Origin of the sequence: Nonomuraea sp. NPDC023979 (assembly GCF_040639085.1) — a bacterium.
Lineage (GTDB): Bacteria > Actinomycetota > Actinomycetes > Streptosporangiales > Streptosporangiaceae > Nonomuraea > Nonomuraea ceibae.
Window position 1 is genome coordinate 225,053 of record NZ_JBEZZG010000011.1, and the last position, 18,414, is coordinate 243,466.

Sequence of the window (18,414 nt, forward strand, 5' to 3'; positions counted from 1 at the left end):
CAGCGAAGGAGGAAGCGCCATGCCGTACGCCGAGCACACCGTGACCGTGGACGCCCCCGTCAGCGTCGTCTGGGACCTGCTGGTCGACGTGGAGGGGTACGCCAGGATCTTCCCGCCCACCCAGGAGGTCACGATCCTGGAGGGCGACGACACGTACCAGATCGCCCGGTTCCTGGTGGACGTCAGCGGGGAGCTTGCGACCTGGGTGTCGCGCAGGGACATCGACGCCGGGCGGCGCGTCATCGCCTACCGGCAGCTGGAGACCGCGCCGATCGTCGGGCGGATGGGCGGCGAGTGGCGGGCCTTCCCGTTCGGGGAGGACCGCACGCAGCTCGTGCTGACGCACGACTACGAGGCGCGCGAGCCGGTCGGCGGCAAGGTCGCGGGCCGGTTCACGCCGGAGGAGGCCGACACGATGCTGCGCGCGGCCGTCGAGCGCAACAGCGTGGCCGACCTCGGCGCGGTCAAGTCGGAGGCCGAGCGGCTCGCCGCCGGCGCGGTCGCGTGAAGCGGTTCTACGACCTGAGCGTCGCCACCCGCGACACGCCGAGCGAGGCCACGCCGGTGACGGTGGACCTGCTCGACCACCGTACGGGCGCGATCGTCCTCGGGCTGAGCCCCGAGGACTTCCCCGACGGGATGGCCATCTCCAACGAGACGGTCACGCTGACCACCCACACCGGCACGCACATGGACGCGCCGCTGCACTACGGCCCGCTGACGGCGGGCCGGCCCGCCAGGAGCATCGACCAGGTGCCGCTGGAGTGGTGTCACGGGCCCGGCGTCCGCCTGGACGTGCGCGACGTGCCCTCGGGCGAGGCCGTCACCGTCGAACGGCTCACGGCGGCGCTCGACGCGGCCGGGCACCGGCTCGCCCCCGGCGACATCGTGCTGCTGTGGACCGGCGCCGACGCGCTGTGGGGCAGCGCCCGCTACCTGACCGACTACGCCGGGCTGTCCGGCGAGGGCACCGAGTTCCTGGTCGAGAGCGGCGTGCGGGTCATCGGCATCGACGCGTGGGGGCTGGACCGGCCGATGCGCGCGATGGTCGAGGACTACAAGCGCACCGGGGACAAGGCGTGCCTGTGGCCCGCCCACGTCTACGGGCGGCGCAAGGAGTATCTGCAGCTGGAGAAGCTGGCCGGGCTCGGGACGCTGCCCGCCGCCACCGGGTTCGACGTCTCGTGCTTCCCGGTGTCGATCGCGGGCGCGGGAGCCGGCTGGACCCGGGTGGTCGCCATCATGGAGGAGAGCTGATGTTCCATCGCACGTTCAGCAGCATCGACAAGATCACCGAAGGGCTCGTGGCGAGCTTCTCCGGCCTGTCGGCCAACGTCGGCTTCAAGGACGACGAGGTGGTCCGCCACGTCGCGACCGGCACCGGCCAGGTCAAGGGCACCGCCGTCACCTGGCACGAGGGCGACGGCGGCTCGCCGTACGACCCGCTGGGGGCCGCGGTGCGCAACTTCGTCGCCGCCCAGGTCGGCGACCCGCGCGTGCGCGCGTGGCTGCCGGGCGAGGAGTTCGCGCTGACCGTCTTCCAGGTCCGCAACTACGCCGACGACCGGCAGAACGCGCACCCGTCCCAAGGCTTCCACCAGGGCGGCGGCGACCACGTGCTCGTCACCGTCGTCGCAGAGGAGAACGTCAACGGGGCCGTGCACATGCTGGCCACCGCCGAGGACGAGACCTCGCTGGTCTTCGAGCGCCGCCTGAACCCGGGCGAGACGCTGCTGCTCGACGACCGGGCGCTGACCCACCACTGCACGCCGTTCACCCCCAAGGCGGGGGGCCGGGCGCAGCGGGACGTGCTCGTCGTGTCGCTGACCCGCACGGACGGCGAGGGGCGGTCATGACCGGGGGCTTCCACGAGGTGGTGATCGCGGGCGCGGGGCCCGTGGGGATGATGCTGGCCTGCGAGCTGCGCTCGGCGGGCGTGACGGTGCTCGTCCTCGAACGCGACCCCGAGCCGGACCCGATGCCGAAGGCGGGCATCATCGGGCCGCTGGCGGCCGAGGCCGTCGCCCGGCTCGGGCTGGGCGAGGCGCTGATGGAGGCCGAGGCCGAGGCGATCAGGCGCGACGAGGAGATGCTGGCCAAGCTCCTGTCCGCCGCCCCGGCCGGACGGCCGGGCGGTGGCCCACCGGGGGGTGGCCCGCCGGGAGCTCCCGGGGGGCGGGCGCCGGGGCACGCGGGGCCGCCGGAGCACTTCGCCGGGCTGCCCCTCGACGCGGCGCTGTCGTCCGACCCCGGCCGCCGCCGGGTCCGGGTGGACCAGCTCACCCTGCACCGCATCCTCGCCGAGCACGCCGGCCGGCTCGGCGTGGACGTGCGGCACGAGCACACGGTCACCGGCCTGTCCCAGGACGGCGACGGCGTGAGCGTCGAGGTCGCCACCCCGGGCGGCGAGCTGCGGCTGCGCTGCGCCTACCTGGCCGGCTGCGACGGCGGCCGCAGCACCGTGCGCAAGCTGGCCGGTTTCGCCTTCGACGGCACCGACCCGACCCTCACCGGCAGGCAGGGCCTGGTCCGCATGGCCGGCGCGGGCGGGCTGCGGCCGGGCTTCAACCTGACCGAGCGGGGCGGCTACCTGTTCGCCGCCTTCGGCGCCAACCGGGTGGCGACCGTGGAGTTCGGCGGCCCGCCGCAGGACCGCGACGCGCCGCTGACCGCCGAGGAGCTCCAGGAGAGCGTGCGCCGGGTGAGCGGGACCGAGGCGGCCATCGACCGGCTCCTGTCCGGCGTCCGCTTCACCGACCACACCCGGCAGGCGGCCACGTACCGGCTGGGCCGGGTGCTGCTGGCGGGAGACTCCGCGCACGTGCACCCGCCGTTCGGCGGCCAGGGGCTCAACGTCGGCCTGGTCGACGCCGCCAACCTGGGCTGGAAGCTGGCCGCGCAGGTCCAGGGACGGGCCCCGGAGGGGCTGCTGGACTCCTACACGGCCGAGCGGCACCCGGTGGCGGCGCGGCTCCTGGACAACACCCGCGCCCAGACGGCGCTCATGCGGCCGGACCCGCAGAGCCGGGCGCTGCGCGAGCTGTTCGCGGGCGTGCTCGGCCTCGACGTGGTCAACCGGCGCGTCTTCGACATGGTGACCGGCCTGTCCGTCCGCTACGACCTGGGCGGGGAGCATCCGCTGGCCGGGACGCTGCTGCCGGACCTGGAGCTGTCGACGGGCAAGCGGCTCTTCGACCACCTGGGCCGGGGCCGGGGCGTCCTGCTCGACCAGGCGGACCGCGCCGAGGTGCGCGCCGCGGCGGCGCCGTGGGCCGACCGGGTCGCGGTCGTCACCGCCGGGGCCGGGCTCGACGGGATCGACGCGGCGCTGGTCAGGCCCGACGGCTGCGTGGCCTGGGTGCTGCCGGCCGGTGACGGGCGCCCGTACGAGGGGCTGCCCTCGGCCCTGGCCAGGTGGTTCGGCGATGGGTGAGGACGCCTTCGGGCTGCTGCTCGACCGGGCCGCGCAGGACCTGCTGTTCCGCGAGGCCCGCACGGTCGATGTGTTCACCGGCGAGCCCGTCGGCGACGACCTGGTCCGGGCCGTCTACGACCTGGTCCGGTACGGGCCCACCTCGATGAACCAGCAGCCGCTGCGGATCGTGCTCCTGCGCTCGGCCGAGGCCAGGGCGAACGCGGTCCGGTGGATGTCCGGGCCCGGCAGGGCCAGGACGGCGGCGGCCCCGCTGACCGCGCTGCTGGCCGCCGACCTGTGCTTCCACGAGCGGCTGCCGGAGCTGTTCCCCGGCCGGCCGGACGCGGCGCGCCTGTTCGAGGACCCGCGCGTGCGCGAGGAGTCGGCCCGCTTCAACGCGGCCCTGCAGATCGCGTACCTGATCCTCGGCGTGCGCGCCGCCGGGCTGGCGGCGGCGCCCACGATGGGCTTCGACCCCGGCGGGCTCGACAAGGAGTTCTTCGGCGACGGCAGGCACACCACGCTGGCCGTACTGAACCTGGGCAGGCCCGTGCCGGGCACGCCGCCGCCCCGGCTGCCGAGGCTGGAGTTCGACGACGCCGTGACCGTGATCTAGACGATTGAGGAGCTGAGATGACCAACGACTTCGACGTGGTCGTGGCGGGCGGCGGCCCGGTCGGGCTCATGCTCGCCTGCGAGCTGCGCGCCGCCGGGGTGGCGGTGCTCGTGCTGGAGCGGCGGGCCCGGCCCGAGCGGGCGGTCAAGGCCGGCTCGATGGGCCCGCTGGCGGCCGAGGCGGTGCGCGGGCTGGGCCTGGGCGCGGAGCTGCGCGCCGCCGAGGAGGCCGCGAACGAGCGCGACCTGCGGCTCACCGGCAAGCCGGGCGGCCCGCGCGAGCACTTCGGCGGGATCTTCCTCGACCCGTCGCTCGCCTCCGACCCCGACCGCCGCCGGGTCCGCGTCGACCAGCCGGCGCTGGAGGACATCCTCGCCCGGCACGCCAGGAGCCTGGGCGTGGACGTGCGCCGCGAGCACGAGGTCACCGGCCTGTCCCAGGACGGCGACGGCGTGAGCGTGGACGTGGCCACCCCGGCCGGGGCGCTGCGGCTGCGCTGCGCCTACCTGGCCGGCTGCGACGGCGGGCGCAGCACCGTGCGCGAGCTGGCGGGCTTCGGCTTCGCGGGCACGCCGGGCAGCCTGACCGGCCGCGACGGCGTCGTACGGCTGTCGGAGGAGGCCAGGCGGGCGCTGCCGCGCGGCTTCCACCACACCGAGCGCGGCGTGTTCGTCTTCGCCGGGTTCGGCGCCGACCGGGTGGCGTCGGTCGAGTTCGACGGCCCGCCCGCCGATCCGGCGGCGCCGCTCACGCTCGCGGACCTGGAGGCCAGCGTGCGCCGGGTGAGCGGGGTCGAGGTGGTCATCGACGAGCTGCTGTCCGGGTTCGTCTACACCGACGAGGCGCGGCAGGCCACCACCTACCGCCGGGGCCGGGTGCTGCTGGCGGGCGACGCCGCGCACGTATACGCGCCGTTCGGCGGCCAGGGGCTCAACGTCGGCCTGGCGGACGCCGCGAACCTGGGCTGGAAGCTGGCCGCCCAGGTCCACGGCTGGGCTCCCGCAGGGCTGCTGGACACCTACACGGCCGAGCGGCACCCGGTGGCCGCCGGGCTGCTGGACAACACCCGCGCCCAGGCCGCGCTCATGCGGCCCGACCCGCAGAGCCGGGCGCTGCGCGAGCTGTTCGCCGAGTTCACCGGCCTGGAGCCGGTCACCCGGCGCATCGTCGACATGAAGACCGGCCAGTCGGTCCGTTACGCCGTGGGCGACGACCATCCGCTGGCCGGCACCCTCTGCCCGGACCTGCCGCTGGACGGCGCGGTTGCTGGAGCGGCCACCACGCTGCGCGACCGGCTGGGCCGGGGGCGGGGGCTGCTGCTGGACCTGGCCGGGAGGGCCGAGGTGCGCGCCGGGATCGCGCCCTGGTCGGCCCGCGTCGGGACCGTCACCGCGCGGGCCAAGGTGGACGGGGTGGACGCGATGCTGCTCAGGCCCGACGGCTGCGTGGCCTGGGTGCTGCCGCAGGGGGCGGCGTACCGCGCGGAGGCGCTCACCGGGGCGCTGCGCACCTGGTTCGGGGAGGGGGAGACGGGATGACGGCACTCGACGAACGGCCCGGCGGACCGGCTGGGCGCGCGGACGGGAGCATGCGGGAGCGGGACGCCGAGCTGGCCCGGCTGAAGGCGCGGGTGCTGGAGGGGCCCGGCGACCGGGAGACCGGCCTGCAGCGCCGCAAGGGCAAGCTGACCGTGCGCGAGCGCATCGACCTGCTCTTCGACAAGGACTCCTTCACCGAGGTGGAGCCGCTGCGGCGGCACCGGGCACGCGGGTTCGGCATGGAGGCCAAGCGCCCGTACTCCGACGGCGTGGTGACGGGCTGGGGCCAGGTGCACGGGCGCACGGTCTTCGCCTACGCGCACGACTTCCGCATGTTCGGGGGCGCGCTCGGCGAGGCGCACGCGCAGAAGATCCACAAGCTGATGGACCTGGCCGAGGCGGCGGGCGCGCCGCTGGTCGGGCTCTGTGACGGGGCCGGGGCGCGGATCCAGGAGGGCGTCACCGCCCTCGCCGGATATGGCGGGATATTTCAGCGCAACGCCCGAATGTCCGGGGTGGTGCCGCAGATCAGCGTGATCATGGGGCCGTGCGCGGGCGGGGCCGCCTACTCCCCCGCGCTGACCGACTTCACGTTCATGGTGCGCGACATCGCCCAGATGTTCATCACCGGCCCCGACGTGGTGGAGGCCGTGACCGGGGCCAGCGTGACCCACGCCGAGCTCGGCGGCGCCGACGTGCACGCGGGCGTCTCCGGCGTGGCGGCCTTCGCCTGCGACGACGAGGAGGAGTGCCTGGCCACGGTGCGCGACCTGCTCGCGTTCCTGCCGTCCAACAACCGCGAGCTGCCGCCCGAGCAGCTTCCGGAGGACCCGGCCGACCGGCGCAACGACCGGCTGCTCGACCTGGTGCCCGCCGACCCCGGCCGGGCGTACGACATGCGCGACGTCATCGAGGAGATCGTCGACCACGGCGACTTCCTGGAGGTGCACGCCGGCTGGGCCACCAACGTCATCTGCGCCTTCGCCCGCCTCGGCGGCCGGGTCGCGGGCGTGGTGGCCAGCCAGCCCGCGTCCTTCGCGGGCGCGCTGGACATCGACGCCTCGGCGAAGGCCGCCCGTTTCGTCCAGACCTGCGACGCCTTCAACATCCCGCTCGTCACGCTCGTGGACGTGCCCGGCTTCCTGCCCGGGGTCGAGCAGGAGCACGGCGGCATCATCCGCCACGGCGCCAAGCTGCTGTACGCCTACTGCAACGCCACCGTGCCGCGCGTCCAGCTCATCCTGCGCAAGGCGTACGGCGGCGCGTACATCGTCATGGACTCCCGCTCGATCGGCGCGGACCTGTCGTACGCCTGGCCGACCAACGAGATCGCGGTCATGGGCGCGGAGGGCGCGGCGAACGTGATCTTCCGCAGGGAGATCGCCGCCGCCGCCGACCCGCAGGCGGTGCGCGCCGAGCGGATCGCCGAGTACAAGCGGGAGCTGATGCACCCCTACTACGCGGCCGAGCGGGGCCTGGTGGACGACGTGGTGAGCCCGGCCGACACGCGGCGCACGCTCATCCGCTCGCTGGAGATGCTGGCGGCCAAGCATCAGCCGCTGCCGTCGCGCAAGCACGGGAACCCGCCGTTCTGATGGCGGGCGCGATCCAGGTGGAGGGCGCCGAGCTCACCGACGAGGAGCTCGCCGCCCTGATCGTCGCGCTCGTCGCCTGCAGCCCGGCCCCGCCCGCCGGACCCGCCGCCGCCCGGCGGCCCGTCCCGCGGGCCTGGGAGACCGGCTACCGCTCACCACGATCATGGAGAACACGTGCGTAAGGTGCTCATCGCCAACCGGGGCGAGATCGCTGTGCGGGTGGCCCACGCCTGCCGCGACGCCCGGCTCGCCAGCGTCGCGGTCTACGCCGAGCAGGATCTCGACGCGCTGCACGTCCGGGTGGCCGACGAGGCCTACGCCCTGGGCGGCCGGACGCCCGCCGAGACGTACCTGGACGCCGATCGCCTGATCGGCGTGGCGCTGCGGGCCGGCGCGGACGCGGTCCACCCCGGCTACGGCTTCCTCGCCGAGAACGCCGGCTTCGCGCAGGCCGTCCTCGACGCGGGCCTGACGTGGATCGGCCCGCCGCCGTCGGCGATCACGCTGCTGGGCGACAAGGTGAGCGCCCGCCGCATCGCCCGCGAGGTGGGCGCGCCGCTCGTGCCCGGCACGCCCGGCCCGGTGTCCGGCGCCGCCGAGGTGGTCGCGTTCGCCCGCGAGCACGGGCTGCCGGTCGCGATCAAGGCGGCGCACGGGGGCGGCGGACGCGGCATGAAGGTGGCCAGGACGCTGGAGGAGATCCCGGAGCTGTACGAGTCCGCGGTGCGGGAGGCGGCTGCGGCGTTCGGGCGCGGCGAGTGCTTCGCCGAGCGCTACCTGGACCGGCCCCGGCACGTGGAGACCCAGTGCCTGGCCGACGCCGACGGCACGGTCGTGGTGGTCTCCACCCGCGACTGCACGCTCCAGCGGCGTCACCAGAAGCTGGTGGAGGAGGCGCCCGCGCCGTTCCTGACCCCCGCCCAGGCCGGGTCGGTCACCGCCGCGTCGCGGGCGATCCTGCGCGCGGCCGGGTACGTCGGCGCCGGCACCTGCGAGTTCCTGCTCGGCGCGGACGGGACGGTCACGTTCCTGGAGGTCAACACGCGCCTTCAGGTGGAGCATCCGGTGACCGAGGAGGTCTCCGGCGTCGACCTGGTCCGCGAGCAGTTCCGCATCGCGGCCGGCGGGCGGCTGGAGCACGGCGACCCGGTCCCGCACGGGCACTCGATCGAGTTCCGGATCAACGCCGAGGACCCGGGCCGCGGCTTCCTGCCCGCGCCGGGCACCCTGACCCGGCTGCGGCTGCCCACCGGCCCGGGGGTGCGCGTCGATCCCGGCTACGACGAGGGGATGACCGTGCCCGGCGCGTTCGACTCGCTCGTGGCCAAGGTGGTGGTCACCGGCCGCGACCGGGCGGAGGCGCTGGCGCGGGCGCGGCGGGCGCTGGCGCAGTGCGAGATCGGGGGCATGCCGACCGTGCTGCCGTTCCACCGGGCGGTGCTGGACGACGAGGCGTTCGCCCCGGCCGATCCGGCGGCGCCGTTCGGGGTGCACACGCGGTGGATCGAGACGGAGTTCGTGAACCTGATCCCGCCGTACGAGGCCGCGCCCGAGCAGGCGGCGCCCGCGCCGCGCGACCGGCTCACGGTCGAGGTGGCCGGGCAGCGCGTGGCGGTGTCGCTGCCCGCCGGACTGACCGTCCCGCCCGCCGTCCCGTCCGCCGCCGCGCCCGCCGTCCAGGCGCGGCCGGGCGAGCCGAAGCGCCGCAGGCCCGCGCGCAAGCCGGTTGCGGGTGGGGACGCGCTGGTCAGCCCCATGCAGGGGACGGTCGTCCGGGTGCTCGTCGCCGACGGCGCCTCGGTGCGGGAGGGCGACGGGGTGGTCATCCTGGAGGCCATGAAGATGGAGCAGGCGCTCACCGCGCACCAGGCGGGCGTGGTCCGCGGGCTGGCCGCCGAGGTGGGCCAGACCGTCGCGGGCGGCGCGGTCCTCTGCGAGATCGTCCCCTGACCCCTTCCTCCGCGTACGCCCCTTCCGTCCCGTACGGGACACGCTCCCTCTGTGGGGGCAACCGGAGGGCGGGTACGCGCGAGCCCCCGGAGAGGACAGGGACGCGCGTTTCCGGAAAGGGCCGGGCGGTCAGAGGGTGGCGCGGCCGTAGGCGATGAGTTCCTCGCGGTCCATGGTGCGGCCCTGGGAGTAGAGGCGGTCGAAGGCGGGGCGGCCGAGCCGGTCGGCGGCGACGCGCATGACGGCGGACAGGTCGTGGCGCGACAGCCCGGGGCCGGGCGCCATGGCGGCGGCCCCGCCGAGCAGCACGGCCGCCCGCTCGGGGGCGCCGCGCCGGGCGGCCAGGTCGGCGCACCCGACCAGCACGGCGCCGATCATCGGCACGTCGGCGCTGCCCACGGCGGCGCTCAGGGCCCGGCCGTGCGACTCCTCGGCCTGCTCCAGCAGCCCTTCGCGGGCGTGCAGCAGGCCGAGGGAGGTCATCACGAGCGAGCGCAGCTCCATGAGGTCGAGCCCGCTGCCGTCGACGATGGCGAGGGCGGCGGCCAGCTCGTCGCGCGCCCGGGCGAGGTCGCCCTCGCGGCGGGCCAGGTTGCCCAGCAGCAGGTGCACCCCGGCGACGGTGGCGGGCTGCCCCAGCTCCTCGGCGATCTCCCGGGCCTCGCTCAGGCAGGCCAGCCCGGCGTCGGGGTCGCCGCTCTCCAGCTGGATCGCCGCCAGGTGGTAGAGCAGCGCGGGGCGCTCGTGGCGGGCGCCGAGCTCGTCGGACAGCCGCAGCGCGTCGGCGTAGGCGGCCCGCGCGCGGGCGTACTCGCCGCGTACGGAGGCGATCTCGGCGGTCGCGCGCAGCGCGGAGGCCATGCCCCACCGGTCGCCCGCGGCCCGGAACGCCTCCAGCGCCGCCGCGAGGTCGGCGTCGGCCTGCTCGTCGGCGTCGTCCAGGCGGCGCAGCCCGCGCCACAGCAGCGCGGTGGCCCTGGTCCACGGGTCGGGGTCGCCGGTGTGGCGTGAGGCGAGCGCCACGATGCGGCCCGGCGGCTCCTTCATGGCGATGGCCAGGGCGGGCTCCACGAGCGTGAGGTAGGGGTGGCCGCCGGGCTCGCCCTCGTTGCGCCAGGCGGCGACGGCGGCGCGAGCCCGCCCGGCCAGCTCGCGGCCGGCGTCGAGGCCGCCGAGCAGGAGGGCGAGCACGGTGGCGCGGGGCGGCGCGTCCTTCCCGGCGGCCAGGGCCTGCCTGGTCCATTCGGCGCCCTCGCCGCGTGAGCCGGTCAGCCGCCAGTACCAGCCGAGCGCGGCCACCAGCCGCACGGCGGTGGCGGCGTCGCCGGTCTCGATGGCCTGGCGCAGCGCGGCCCGCAGGTTGTCGTGCTCGGCGGTCAGGCGGGCCAGCAGGGCGAGCTGGCGGGGGCCGCGCAGGCCGGGCTCGGCGCGTTCGGCGACCTCGGTGAAGTGGGTGGCGTGCGCCCGTCGCAGCCGTTCGCGCTCGCCGGACTCCTCCAGGCGTTCGAGGGCGTAGAGGCGTACGGTCTCCAGCATGCGGTAGCGGACGCCGGCGGGCTCGCGGGACACGTGCAGCAGCGACTTGTCGACCAGGGCGCCGAGCGGCGGTAACACGTCGGCGCCCGCGACCCGCTCGGCGGATTCGAGGGTGGCGCCGCCCGCGAACACCGCCAGCCTGCGCAGCAGCGCCCGTTCGGCGGGCTCCAGCCGTTCCCAGCTCCAGTCGACGACGGCGCGCAGCGTCTGGTGGCGGGGGAAGGCGGTGCGGCTGCCGCCGACGAGGAGCCGGAAGCGGTCGTCGAGGCGTTCGGCGAGCTGGTCGACCGACAGGACGCGCATCTGGGCCGCCGCCAGTTCGATGGCCAGCGGCATCCCGTCGAGCCTGCGGCACACCCGTACGACGTCGTCGACGTTGTCCTCGGTGACGGCGAAGCCGGGCAGGACGGCCAGGGCGCGGTCGGCGAACAGCCGCACGGCGGGGGCGGCGAGCGCGCCCGGCGGGCCGGTGACCTCGGGCGGGACGGTGAGCGGCGGCACCGGGGCGAGCCGCTCGCCCGCGATGTTCAGCGACTCGCGGCTGGTGGCCAGCAGCCGCAGCCCGGGGCAGGAGCCGAGCAGCGTCTCGGCGAGCCGGGCCACGTCGTCGATCAGGTGCTCGCAGTTGTCGAGCACGATCAGGAGCTGGCGGGAGGCCAGCATGGAGACGAGGTGGCCGATGCCGACGGCGGGCGGCTCGCCGTCGCGCGCGCCGGTCAGCAGGATGCCCTCGGTCGGGTGCAGGACGGAGGCGACGGCCTGCGGGAGGTCGGCCGGGTCGGTGAGCGCGGCCAGCTCCACCAGCCAGACGCCGTCGCGCATGCGGGGGACGGCCCGCGCGCCGACCTCCTGGGCCAGCCGGGTCTTGCCGGCGCCGCCCGGCCCGACGAGCGTGGTCAGCCGGTGCTCGGCCAGGCAGCGTTCGACGAGCTCGACCTCGGCGTCGCGGCCGACGAACGAGGTGAGCGCCGCCCGCAGGTTGGTGCGCCGCTCCTGGCGGCGGCCGCGGACGAGGGGGTCGCGCCGGAGCACGGCCAGGTAGGTGGTCTCCAGCTCGGGCGAGGGGTCGATGCCGAGCTCGTCGGCCAGCGCCTGCTTGGTCTGCTCGTAGACCTCCAGCGCGGTGACCTGGCGGTCGGCGGCGTACAGGGCGCGCATCTGGAGGGCGCGCAGCCGCTCGTCCAGCGGGTGGGCGGCGACGAGCGCCTCCATCTCGGGCAGCAGCGTCGCGTGTCGGCCGAGCGCGAGGTCGGCCTCGATCCGGTCCTTGGTGGCCGACAGCCGCAGCTCCTCCAGCCGGGCGATCGTGCCCTGGGCGAACATGGCGTCGGCGACGTCGAGGAGCGCGGGGCCGCGCCACAGCTCCAGGGCCCGGCCGAGCAGGTCGGCGGCGGTGGAGTGGTCCTGCGCGGCGAGCGCGGCCTGCCCGGCGGCGGCCAGCCGCTCGAAGCGGCGCACGTCGACGTCGTCGGGGTCGGCCGCCAGCACGTAGCCGCCGAGCCGGGAGTCGATCGTGTCGCGGCCGACGGCCGAGCGCAGCCGCGACACCAGGGAGTGCAGCGCGTTGACGGCGTCGACCGGCGCCCCGTCGGCCCACAGCTCGGCGATCAGCCGGTCGGCCGGGACCACCTGGCCGACATTGAGGCCGAGGACGACGAGCAGCGCCCGGAGCCGGGCGCCTCTGACCTCGATCAGCTGGCCGTCGCGCCGCACTTCGAGCGGACCCAGGATCCGAAACTCCACAGGGCGACTCTAGGACACCGCCGATCGGTCAGGACGCGGCGGCGGCCAGCCTTTCGTTCACGTACGTCAGCGTCTGCCGGGGGGAGAGCATGCGGTCGATGTCCTCGTCGGGGATGGGCAGGCCGAGCTGCTCCTGGAGCACCGTGGCCACCTCGTACCGGGCCAGCGAGTCCAGGCCGAGCTCCTCGAAGGGAGTGTCGGCGGACTCGGGGGTGAGGTCGGCCGCCTCCGTGGTGCCGAGGCAGGTGCTGACGACGCGCTTCAGGTCGTCGAAGGTGAACTCCGTCATGCCGGCCAGGCTGACGGGCGGCGCTGGAGAACCTCTGGAGACGGGCTGGAGGCGGGCTTCCTCCAGCGGTCCTCGATCTGCCCTCCACCGGAGCTCGCGAGCATGCGCCCGACACCGACGCAAGGAGGTCCGAGACTGCCATGACCAGCCAGCTTCTGGCGGCACCGCGGACGCACAGCCGGATTCTCGGGGTGGGCGTCCACCGGCCGCGACGCGTGGTCAGCAACAAGGAGATCTGCGAGTGGATCGACTCGACGGAGGAGTGGATCGAGACCCGCTCCGGCATCCGCAGCCGCCGCTTCGCCGAGAAGGACGAGACGCTCGCGGTGATGGCGGTGTCGGCGTCCCGGTCGGCGCTGCGGCACGCGGGCGTCGGGGCGGGCGAGGTCGACTGCGTGATCGTGGCCAGCATGTCGAACCTGGTGCAGACGCCGCCCCTGGCCGTCACGGTGGCGGCCGACCTGGGGGCGACGGGCTCGGCGGGGTTCGACGTGTCGGCGGCGTGCGCGGGGTTCTGTCACGCGCTGGCGATCGCGGGTGACATGGTCTCGACCCGGCAGGCCAGGTACGTGCTGGTCGCCGGGGTGGAGCGGATGACCGACATCGTCGACCCCACTGATCGGGGCATCGCGTTCCTGTTCGCCGACGGCGCGGGCGCGGTCGTGGTGGGGCCGTCGGCGGCGCCGGGGATCGGCCCGGTGGTGCGCGGCGCGGACGGGTCGTCGCGGGACGCGCTGCGCATGAACACCGGGTGGGGCGCCTTCCGCGCCGACCCGACGCTGCCGCCGCCGAGGATGAAGATGGACGGCCGGCGCGTCTTCCGGTGGGCGGTGGAGCACGCGGTGCCCGCCGGGCGGCGGGCGCTGGAGCTGGCCGGGCTGGCCCCGGGTGACCTGGCCGCGTTCGTCCCGCACCAGGCGAACCTGCGCATGATCGAGATCCTGGCGGCCAGGATCGGCCTGCCGGACCACGTCGCGGTCGCCGACGACGTGGTCGTCAGCGGCAACACCTCGGCGGCGTCCATCCCGCTGGCCATGGAAGCGCTGCTGCGCTCGGGGCGGGCGGCGTCCGGTGACGCGGCGCTGCTCATGGGGTTCGGCGCCGGGCTCAACTATGCCGGACAGGTCGTGCACCTTCCATGACCTCGTCAGACGCCTTCCGCTCGGCCATGGCCGCCTACGCCAGCGGCGTGACCGTGGTCACCACCGTCGGCGGGGACGGCGAGCCGTACGGGTTCACCGCCACGTCCTTCTGCTCGGTCTCGCTCAGCCCGCCGCTGCTGCTGGTGTGCCTGGCCCAGTCGGCCAACTGCTACCCGGTCTTCGCCGCGTGCGAGAGCTTCGCCGTCAGCATGCTGCGCGACGGCCAGGACGAGGTGGCGCTGCGCTTCGCCAACACCGCCGCGGACAAGTTCGGCTCCGGCGTCGCCCGCGAGACCCCGGCCGGGCTGCCGGCGGTCGAGGCGGCGATGTGCGTGGTCGAGTGCGCGATCGAGGACCGCTACGACGCCGGTGACCACATGCTCCTGCTGGGCCGGGTCACCTGGGTGCGCTTCCGCCACGGCGATCCGCTCATCTACTTCAACCGCGCCTTCCACCGGCTCGGCTCGCCGTAACAGGACCGGGACAGCCCCGGGACAGCACGGGGTGCGGGCGGGGACAGGGCCGCCGACGATCCTCGTCTCAGATCACACCCACACACGTAAGGAGGTGGCCATGACCTACGCCATCCGGGCCGACGACCTCGGCAAACGGTACGGTTCCACGCGCGCGCTCGACGGCGTGAGCTTCGCCGCGCGAGCGGGTGAGGTGCTGGGCGTGCTCGGCCCGAACGGCGCCGGCAAGACCACGGCCGTCCGCATCCTGGCCACGCTGACCCGCCCGGACGGCGGCGTCGCCGAGGTTGGCGGGTTCGACGTGGTCAGGCAGGCCGCGAAGGTGCGGAAGGTCATCGGCCTGACGGGCCAGTACGCGGCCGTGGACGAGATCATCAGCGGCCTGGACAACCTGCTGGTCATCGGCCGGCTGCTCGGCCTGCCGAGGGAGACCGCGCGGCTGCGCAGCTTCGAGCTGCTGGAGCAGTTCGGCCTGACGGAGGCGGCCAGGCGGGCGGCGGGGACGTACTCGGGCGGCATGCGGCGCAAGCTCGACCTGGCCGCGAGCCTCATCGGCCGGCCGCAGGTGCTGTTCCTGGACGAGCCGACGACGGGCCTGGACCCGGCGGCGCGCGACGGTCTCTGGGACGTGATCCGCGCCCTGGTGGCCGACGGCACGACGGTGCTGCTGACCACCCAGTACCTGGAGGAGGCCGACCAGCTCGCCGACCGGATCGTGGTGTTCGACCACGGCCGCGTCATCGCCGACGGCACCCCGTTCGAGCTGAAGAGCAAGATCGGCGGCCAGGTGCTGGAGGTGTGGCCGGCGAACGAGCGGGACCTCGGGGAGGTCGCCACGATCCTCGGCGAGATCGCGCGCGGCCCGGCCACGGTCGAGGACCGGCGGGTGAGCGTGCCCGTCGCCGACCCGGACGTGCTGCGGGCCGTGGTCCTCAGGCTCGACCTGGCCGACGTCCAGGTGGCCGAGCTGGCGTTGCGGCGGCCGAGCCTGGACGAGGTGTTCCTGACCCTGACCGGGCACCGCGCGGCCACGACGAGCCCGGCGAGCCCGGCGGGCACGGCCGCCGCCGCGCGCGAGGCCGCCGCCGGTCGCGCCGAGCCGTGAGCCGGCCCGCATCCACCGAGGAGTCCCGATGACCACCGTTCCCGTCGCCGGCGCGCGCGAGACGCTGACGCTGACCCGGCGCAGCCTGCTGCACCTGAAGACCAACCCCGAGGAGATCATCGAGCTGGTCGTCCAGCCCATCGTGATCGTGCTGCTGTTCACGTTCGTGTTCGGCGGCGCGATCAAGGGCGACTGGCGCGACTACCTGCAGTTCGCGCTGCCGGGCATGCTCGTGCAGGCCACGCTGTTCGCCACGATGCGGCTGGGCACCGCGCTCGGCACCGACTTCAAGAAGGGCGTCTACGACCGGTTCCGCAGCCTGCCGATCGCCCGCTTCTCCCCGCTGACCGGGGCGATCCTCGGCGAGATGGTCCGCTACCTGCTGTCCATCGTCGTCCTGATGGTCGTCGGCATGCTGCTGGGCTTCCGCATCCGGACCGGCGTCCTGGAGACGCTCGCGGCGGTCGTGGTGCTGCTGTGCTTCGGCTTCGCCATGTCGTGGGGGTCGGCGCTGCTGGGGCTGACCGTGCGCGCGGCGGAGAGCGCGTCGGAGTTCGCGTTCCTGATCATTCTTCCGCTGGCCTTCACCGGCAACCTGTTCGTGCCGACGGAGACCATGCCCGGCTGGCTGCAGGTCTGGGTGAACCTCAACCCGGTCACGTCGGTCGCCGACACCATGCGCGGGCTGCTGCTCGGCGGGGAGGTGGCCCGGCCGCTGATGTGGTCGGCCGTGTGGATCGCCGCCCTGACCGCGCTCTTCGCGCCGCTCGCCATCCACCGGTTCCGGCGCAGGTCCGGATGACCGGCGTCACCGACGAAGGAGTTCCACCGATGAACCGCACCCGCAAGGCACTGCCCTGGGTGATGATCGTTATCTGGGCGGCCCTGGTCGCGGGCGCCCTGCCGCTGGCGGCCAGGCTCGACGGCGTCAAGAGCGACAGCGTCGTGGACTATCTGCCGTCCAGCGCCCAGTCGACGCAGGTGACCGCGCTGGAGACGCGGCTCCCGCGCGGCCAGGACTACGAGTTCCTGATCGTGTACGTGCGCGACAGCGGGCTCACCCAGGAGGACAAGGACACGGTCAAGCGGCATCTCGACACGTTGATCGCCCGGTTCGGCAAGCCGGGCGTGCCCCCGCCGAACGAGGGCAAGGTGGACCTGTCGCCCGACGGGAAGGCGGCGTTCACCATCGCGTCCGTCCCGTCGGAGCGGGGCGCGCCCGCGACCTACATCGACGGCATGCGCGCCGTCGTGGCCGAGCGGCCCGCCGGCCTGGACGTGAAGGTGTCGGGCCCCGGCGGGATCGAGGCCGACATCGACACGGTCTTCGACGGCATCGACGAGAGCCTGCTGATCGCGGCCACGATCGTGGTGGCCCTGATCCTGGTGCTGACCTACCGCAGCCCGCTGCTGTGGCTCGTCCCGCTGCTGTGCGCGGGCGCGGCCGTGGTGCTCTCCCAGGCTGGCGCGTACCTGCTGGTGGAGGCGTTCGGGCTGACGGTCAGCGACCAGAACTCGGCGATCCTCATCATCCTGGTGTTCGGGGTGGCGACCGACTACGCGCTGCTGATCGTCGCCCGCTACCGGGAGGAGCTGCGCCTCCAGGACGAGCCGCTGTCGGCCATGGGCACCGCGCTGCGGCGCAGCGCCCCGGCCGTCGTCGCCTCCGCCGCGACCGTGATCGCCGGGCTGCTGTGCCTGCTCGCGGCCGACATGAACAGCCTCAAGGGGCTCGGCCCGGTCGCCACGGTGGCGATCCTGAGCGCGCTCGCCGCGATGCTGACGCTGTTCCCCGCGGTGCTGGTGCTGCTGCGGCGGCCCGCGTTCTGGCCGAGGATCCCGCGCCTGGGCGACCCGGGGCAGAGCGCGTCCAGCCTGTGGTCGCGGCTGGGCGAGGCGGTGGCGCGCCGCCGGGTGACCGCCGTTGCCGGGTCGCTGCTGGTGCTCGGCGTCATGGCGCTGGGCCTGCTGACCCCGGCGAGCCCGCTGCGCCAGATGGACCAGTTCGTCAACAAGCCGGAGTCGATCAGCGGGCTGCAGCAGATCCCCGCGCACTTCCCCGACCTCGGCGGGCAGCCGCTCATCGTGATCGGCAAGGCGGAGACGGGCGACCGGCTGCGGGCCGCCGCGCAGTCCACGCCGGGCGTCTCGCAGATCACCAAGGGCCAGCTCGGCAACGGGCTGACCGAGTTCGCGGTGCTCCTGCGGCACAAGCCGGACACCCCGCCGGAGTACGCCGCCATCGAGACGCTCCGCGCCCGGATCGCGGCGGTCGACCCGAGCGCCCGGGTGGGCGGGCCGAGCGCGCAGAACCTCGACACGATCAAGGCCGCCGCCGCCGACGAGCGCAGGCTGATCCCGCTCATCCTCCTCGTGGTGTCGCTGGTGCTGGGCCTGCTGCTGCGCTCGGTGGTGGCGCCGCTGGTGCTGATCGCCACGGTGGTGGTCTCGTTCGCGGCGGCGCTGGGCGTGATGACGTTCGTGTTCGTCCAGGTGCTCGGCCTGCCGGGGCTGGATCCCACGCTGGTCGTGCTCGGGTTCCTGTTCCTGGTGGCGCTGGGCGTGGACTACAACATCTTCCTGATGACCAGGGCGCGGGAGGAGAGCGCGCGGATCGGCACGCCGCGCGGGGTGGTCCGGGCCCTGGTGACGACCGGCGGCGTGATCACGTCGGCGGGCGTGGTGCTGGCCGCGACGTTCGGCGCGATGGCGACTTTGCCGCTCGTGTTCATGATCGAGCTCGGCCTGCTGGTGGCGTTCGGCGTGCTGCTCGACACGCTGCTGGTGCGCTCGGTGCTGGTGCCGGGGGTGGCGCTGCTGCTGGACTGGCGGGTCTGGTGGCCGAGGCTGCCCGTCCCCGCGTCCGGGAGCCCGGCGCCGGCGGAGAGCCCCGTCGGCACCCGGTGACCGGGCCGGTGGGGGCGCCCGGGGGGCCCCCCCGGGGCCCCGGGGGGGGGGGGTGGGGAGATTGAAGCACGGTCGAGGCGCCGGGCGGGGCGAGGCGCCCGGGGC

16 protein-coding genes are annotated in these 18,414 nt (G+C 74.9%); 14 read left to right on the forward strand and 2 right to left on the reverse strand.

The features are described 5' to 3' along the window. Positions 1-19: 19 nt before the first annotated feature. The 9 genes from AB0G11_RS21645 to AB0G11_RS21685 are packed head-to-tail and all read left to right on the forward strand — an operon-like array spanning position 20 to position 9,114. A complete protein-coding gene (locus AB0G11_RS21645; protein WP_357587664.1) occupies positions 20-508 on the forward strand; it encodes an aromatase/cyclase in 489 nt (162 codons plus the stop codon). Further along, the gene (locus AB0G11_RS21650) at positions 505-1,257 is read left to right on the forward strand and encodes a cyclase family protein (RefSeq protein WP_219509736.1); all 753 of its coding nucleotides are present in this window, start codon (positions 505-507) and stop codon (positions 1,255-1,257) included. The genes AB0G11_RS21645 and AB0G11_RS21650 overlap by 4 nt, the downstream gene beginning before the upstream one ends. Further along, a complete protein-coding gene (locus tag AB0G11_RS21655; RefSeq protein ID WP_357587666.1) occupies positions 1,257-1,856 on the forward strand; it encodes a 2OG-Fe dioxygenase family protein in 600 nt (199 codons plus the stop codon). Before AB0G11_RS21650 ends, AB0G11_RS21655 begins: the two co-directional genes overlap by 1 nt. Further along, entirely contained in the window at positions 1,853-3,433 is a 1,581-nt protein-coding gene (locus AB0G11_RS21660; protein WP_357587668.1) for an FAD-dependent monooxygenase, read from the forward strand. The genes AB0G11_RS21655 and AB0G11_RS21660 overlap by 4 nt, the downstream gene beginning before the upstream one ends. After that, entirely contained in the window at positions 3,426-4,031 is a 606-nt protein-coding gene (locus AB0G11_RS21665; protein ID WP_357587670.1) for a malonic semialdehyde reductase, read from the forward strand. Before AB0G11_RS21660 ends, AB0G11_RS21665 begins: the two co-directional genes overlap by 8 nt. A gap of 17 nt (positions 4,032-4,048) precedes the next feature. Beyond that, on the forward strand, positions 4,049-5,569 hold the full coding sequence (locus AB0G11_RS21670; protein ID WP_357587672.1) for an FAD-dependent monooxygenase: 1,521 nt from the start codon (positions 4,049-4,051) through the stop codon (positions 5,567-5,569). Positions 5,570-5,619: 50 nt separating this feature from the next. Next, entirely contained in the window at positions 5,620-7,164 is a 1,545-nt protein-coding gene (locus AB0G11_RS21675) for an acyl-CoA carboxylase subunit beta (RefSeq protein ID WP_357587689.1), read from the forward strand. Continuing rightward, complete coding sequence (locus AB0G11_RS21680; protein WP_357587674.1) at positions 7,164-7,346, forward strand: hypothetical protein; 183 nt, start codon at positions 7,164-7,166, stop codon at positions 7,344-7,346. Before AB0G11_RS21675 ends, AB0G11_RS21680 begins: the two co-directional genes overlap by 1 nt. Next, entirely contained in the window at positions 7,339-9,114 is a 1,776-nt protein-coding gene (locus tag AB0G11_RS21685) for a biotin carboxylase N-terminal domain-containing protein (protein ID WP_357587675.1), read from the forward strand. Before AB0G11_RS21680 ends, AB0G11_RS21685 begins: the two co-directional genes overlap by 8 nt. Before the next feature lie 129 nt (positions 9,115-9,243). On the opposite strand, the gene AB0G11_RS21690 is transcribed toward AB0G11_RS21685, so the two are convergent. Continuing rightward, positions 9,244-12,393: a BTAD domain-containing putative transcriptional regulator gene (locus tag AB0G11_RS21690; RefSeq protein ID WP_357587677.1), complete on the reverse strand. Its 3,150-nt coding sequence runs from the start codon at positions 12,391-12,393 to the stop codon at positions 9,244-9,246. 28 nt (positions 12,394-12,421) lie between these two features. Beyond that, positions 12,422-12,682, reverse strand: a complete 261-nt coding sequence (locus AB0G11_RS21695) for an acyl carrier protein (protein ID WP_219509727.1) — start codon at positions 12,680-12,682, stop codon at positions 12,422-12,424. Positions 12,683-12,822: 140 nt separating this feature from the next. On the opposite strand from AB0G11_RS21695, the gene AB0G11_RS21700 reads away from it, so the two are divergent. The 5 genes from AB0G11_RS21700 (at position 12,823) to AB0G11_RS21720 (ending at position 18,309) form a co-directional block, all read left to right on the forward strand. Further along, a complete protein-coding gene (locus tag AB0G11_RS21700; RefSeq protein ID WP_219509726.1) occupies positions 12,823-13,824 on the forward strand; it encodes a beta-ketoacyl-ACP synthase 3 in 1,002 nt (333 codons plus the stop codon). Further along, positions 13,821-14,297 (forward strand): flavin reductase family protein, encoded by a 477-nt coding sequence (locus AB0G11_RS21705; RefSeq protein ID WP_219509724.1) that lies wholly within the window; start codon positions 13,821-13,823, stop codon positions 14,295-14,297. Before AB0G11_RS21700 ends, AB0G11_RS21705 begins: the two co-directional genes overlap by 4 nt. A gap of 100 nt (positions 14,298-14,397) precedes the next feature. Next, entirely contained in the window at positions 14,398-15,402 is a 1,005-nt protein-coding gene (locus AB0G11_RS21710; RefSeq protein WP_219509723.1) for an ATP-binding cassette domain-containing protein, read from the forward strand. Positions 15,403-15,430: 28 nt separating this feature from the next. Further along, positions 15,431-16,204, forward strand: coding sequence for an ABC transporter permease (locus AB0G11_RS21715; protein WP_219509722.1), 774 nt, complete (start codon positions 15,431-15,433; stop codon positions 16,202-16,204). A gap of 29 nt (positions 16,205-16,233) precedes the next feature. Next, a complete protein-coding gene (locus tag AB0G11_RS21720; RefSeq protein ID WP_357587679.1) occupies positions 16,234-18,309 on the forward strand; it encodes an MMPL family transporter in 2,076 nt (691 codons plus the stop codon). The last annotated feature ends 105 nt before the right edge of the window (positions 18,310-18,414 follow it).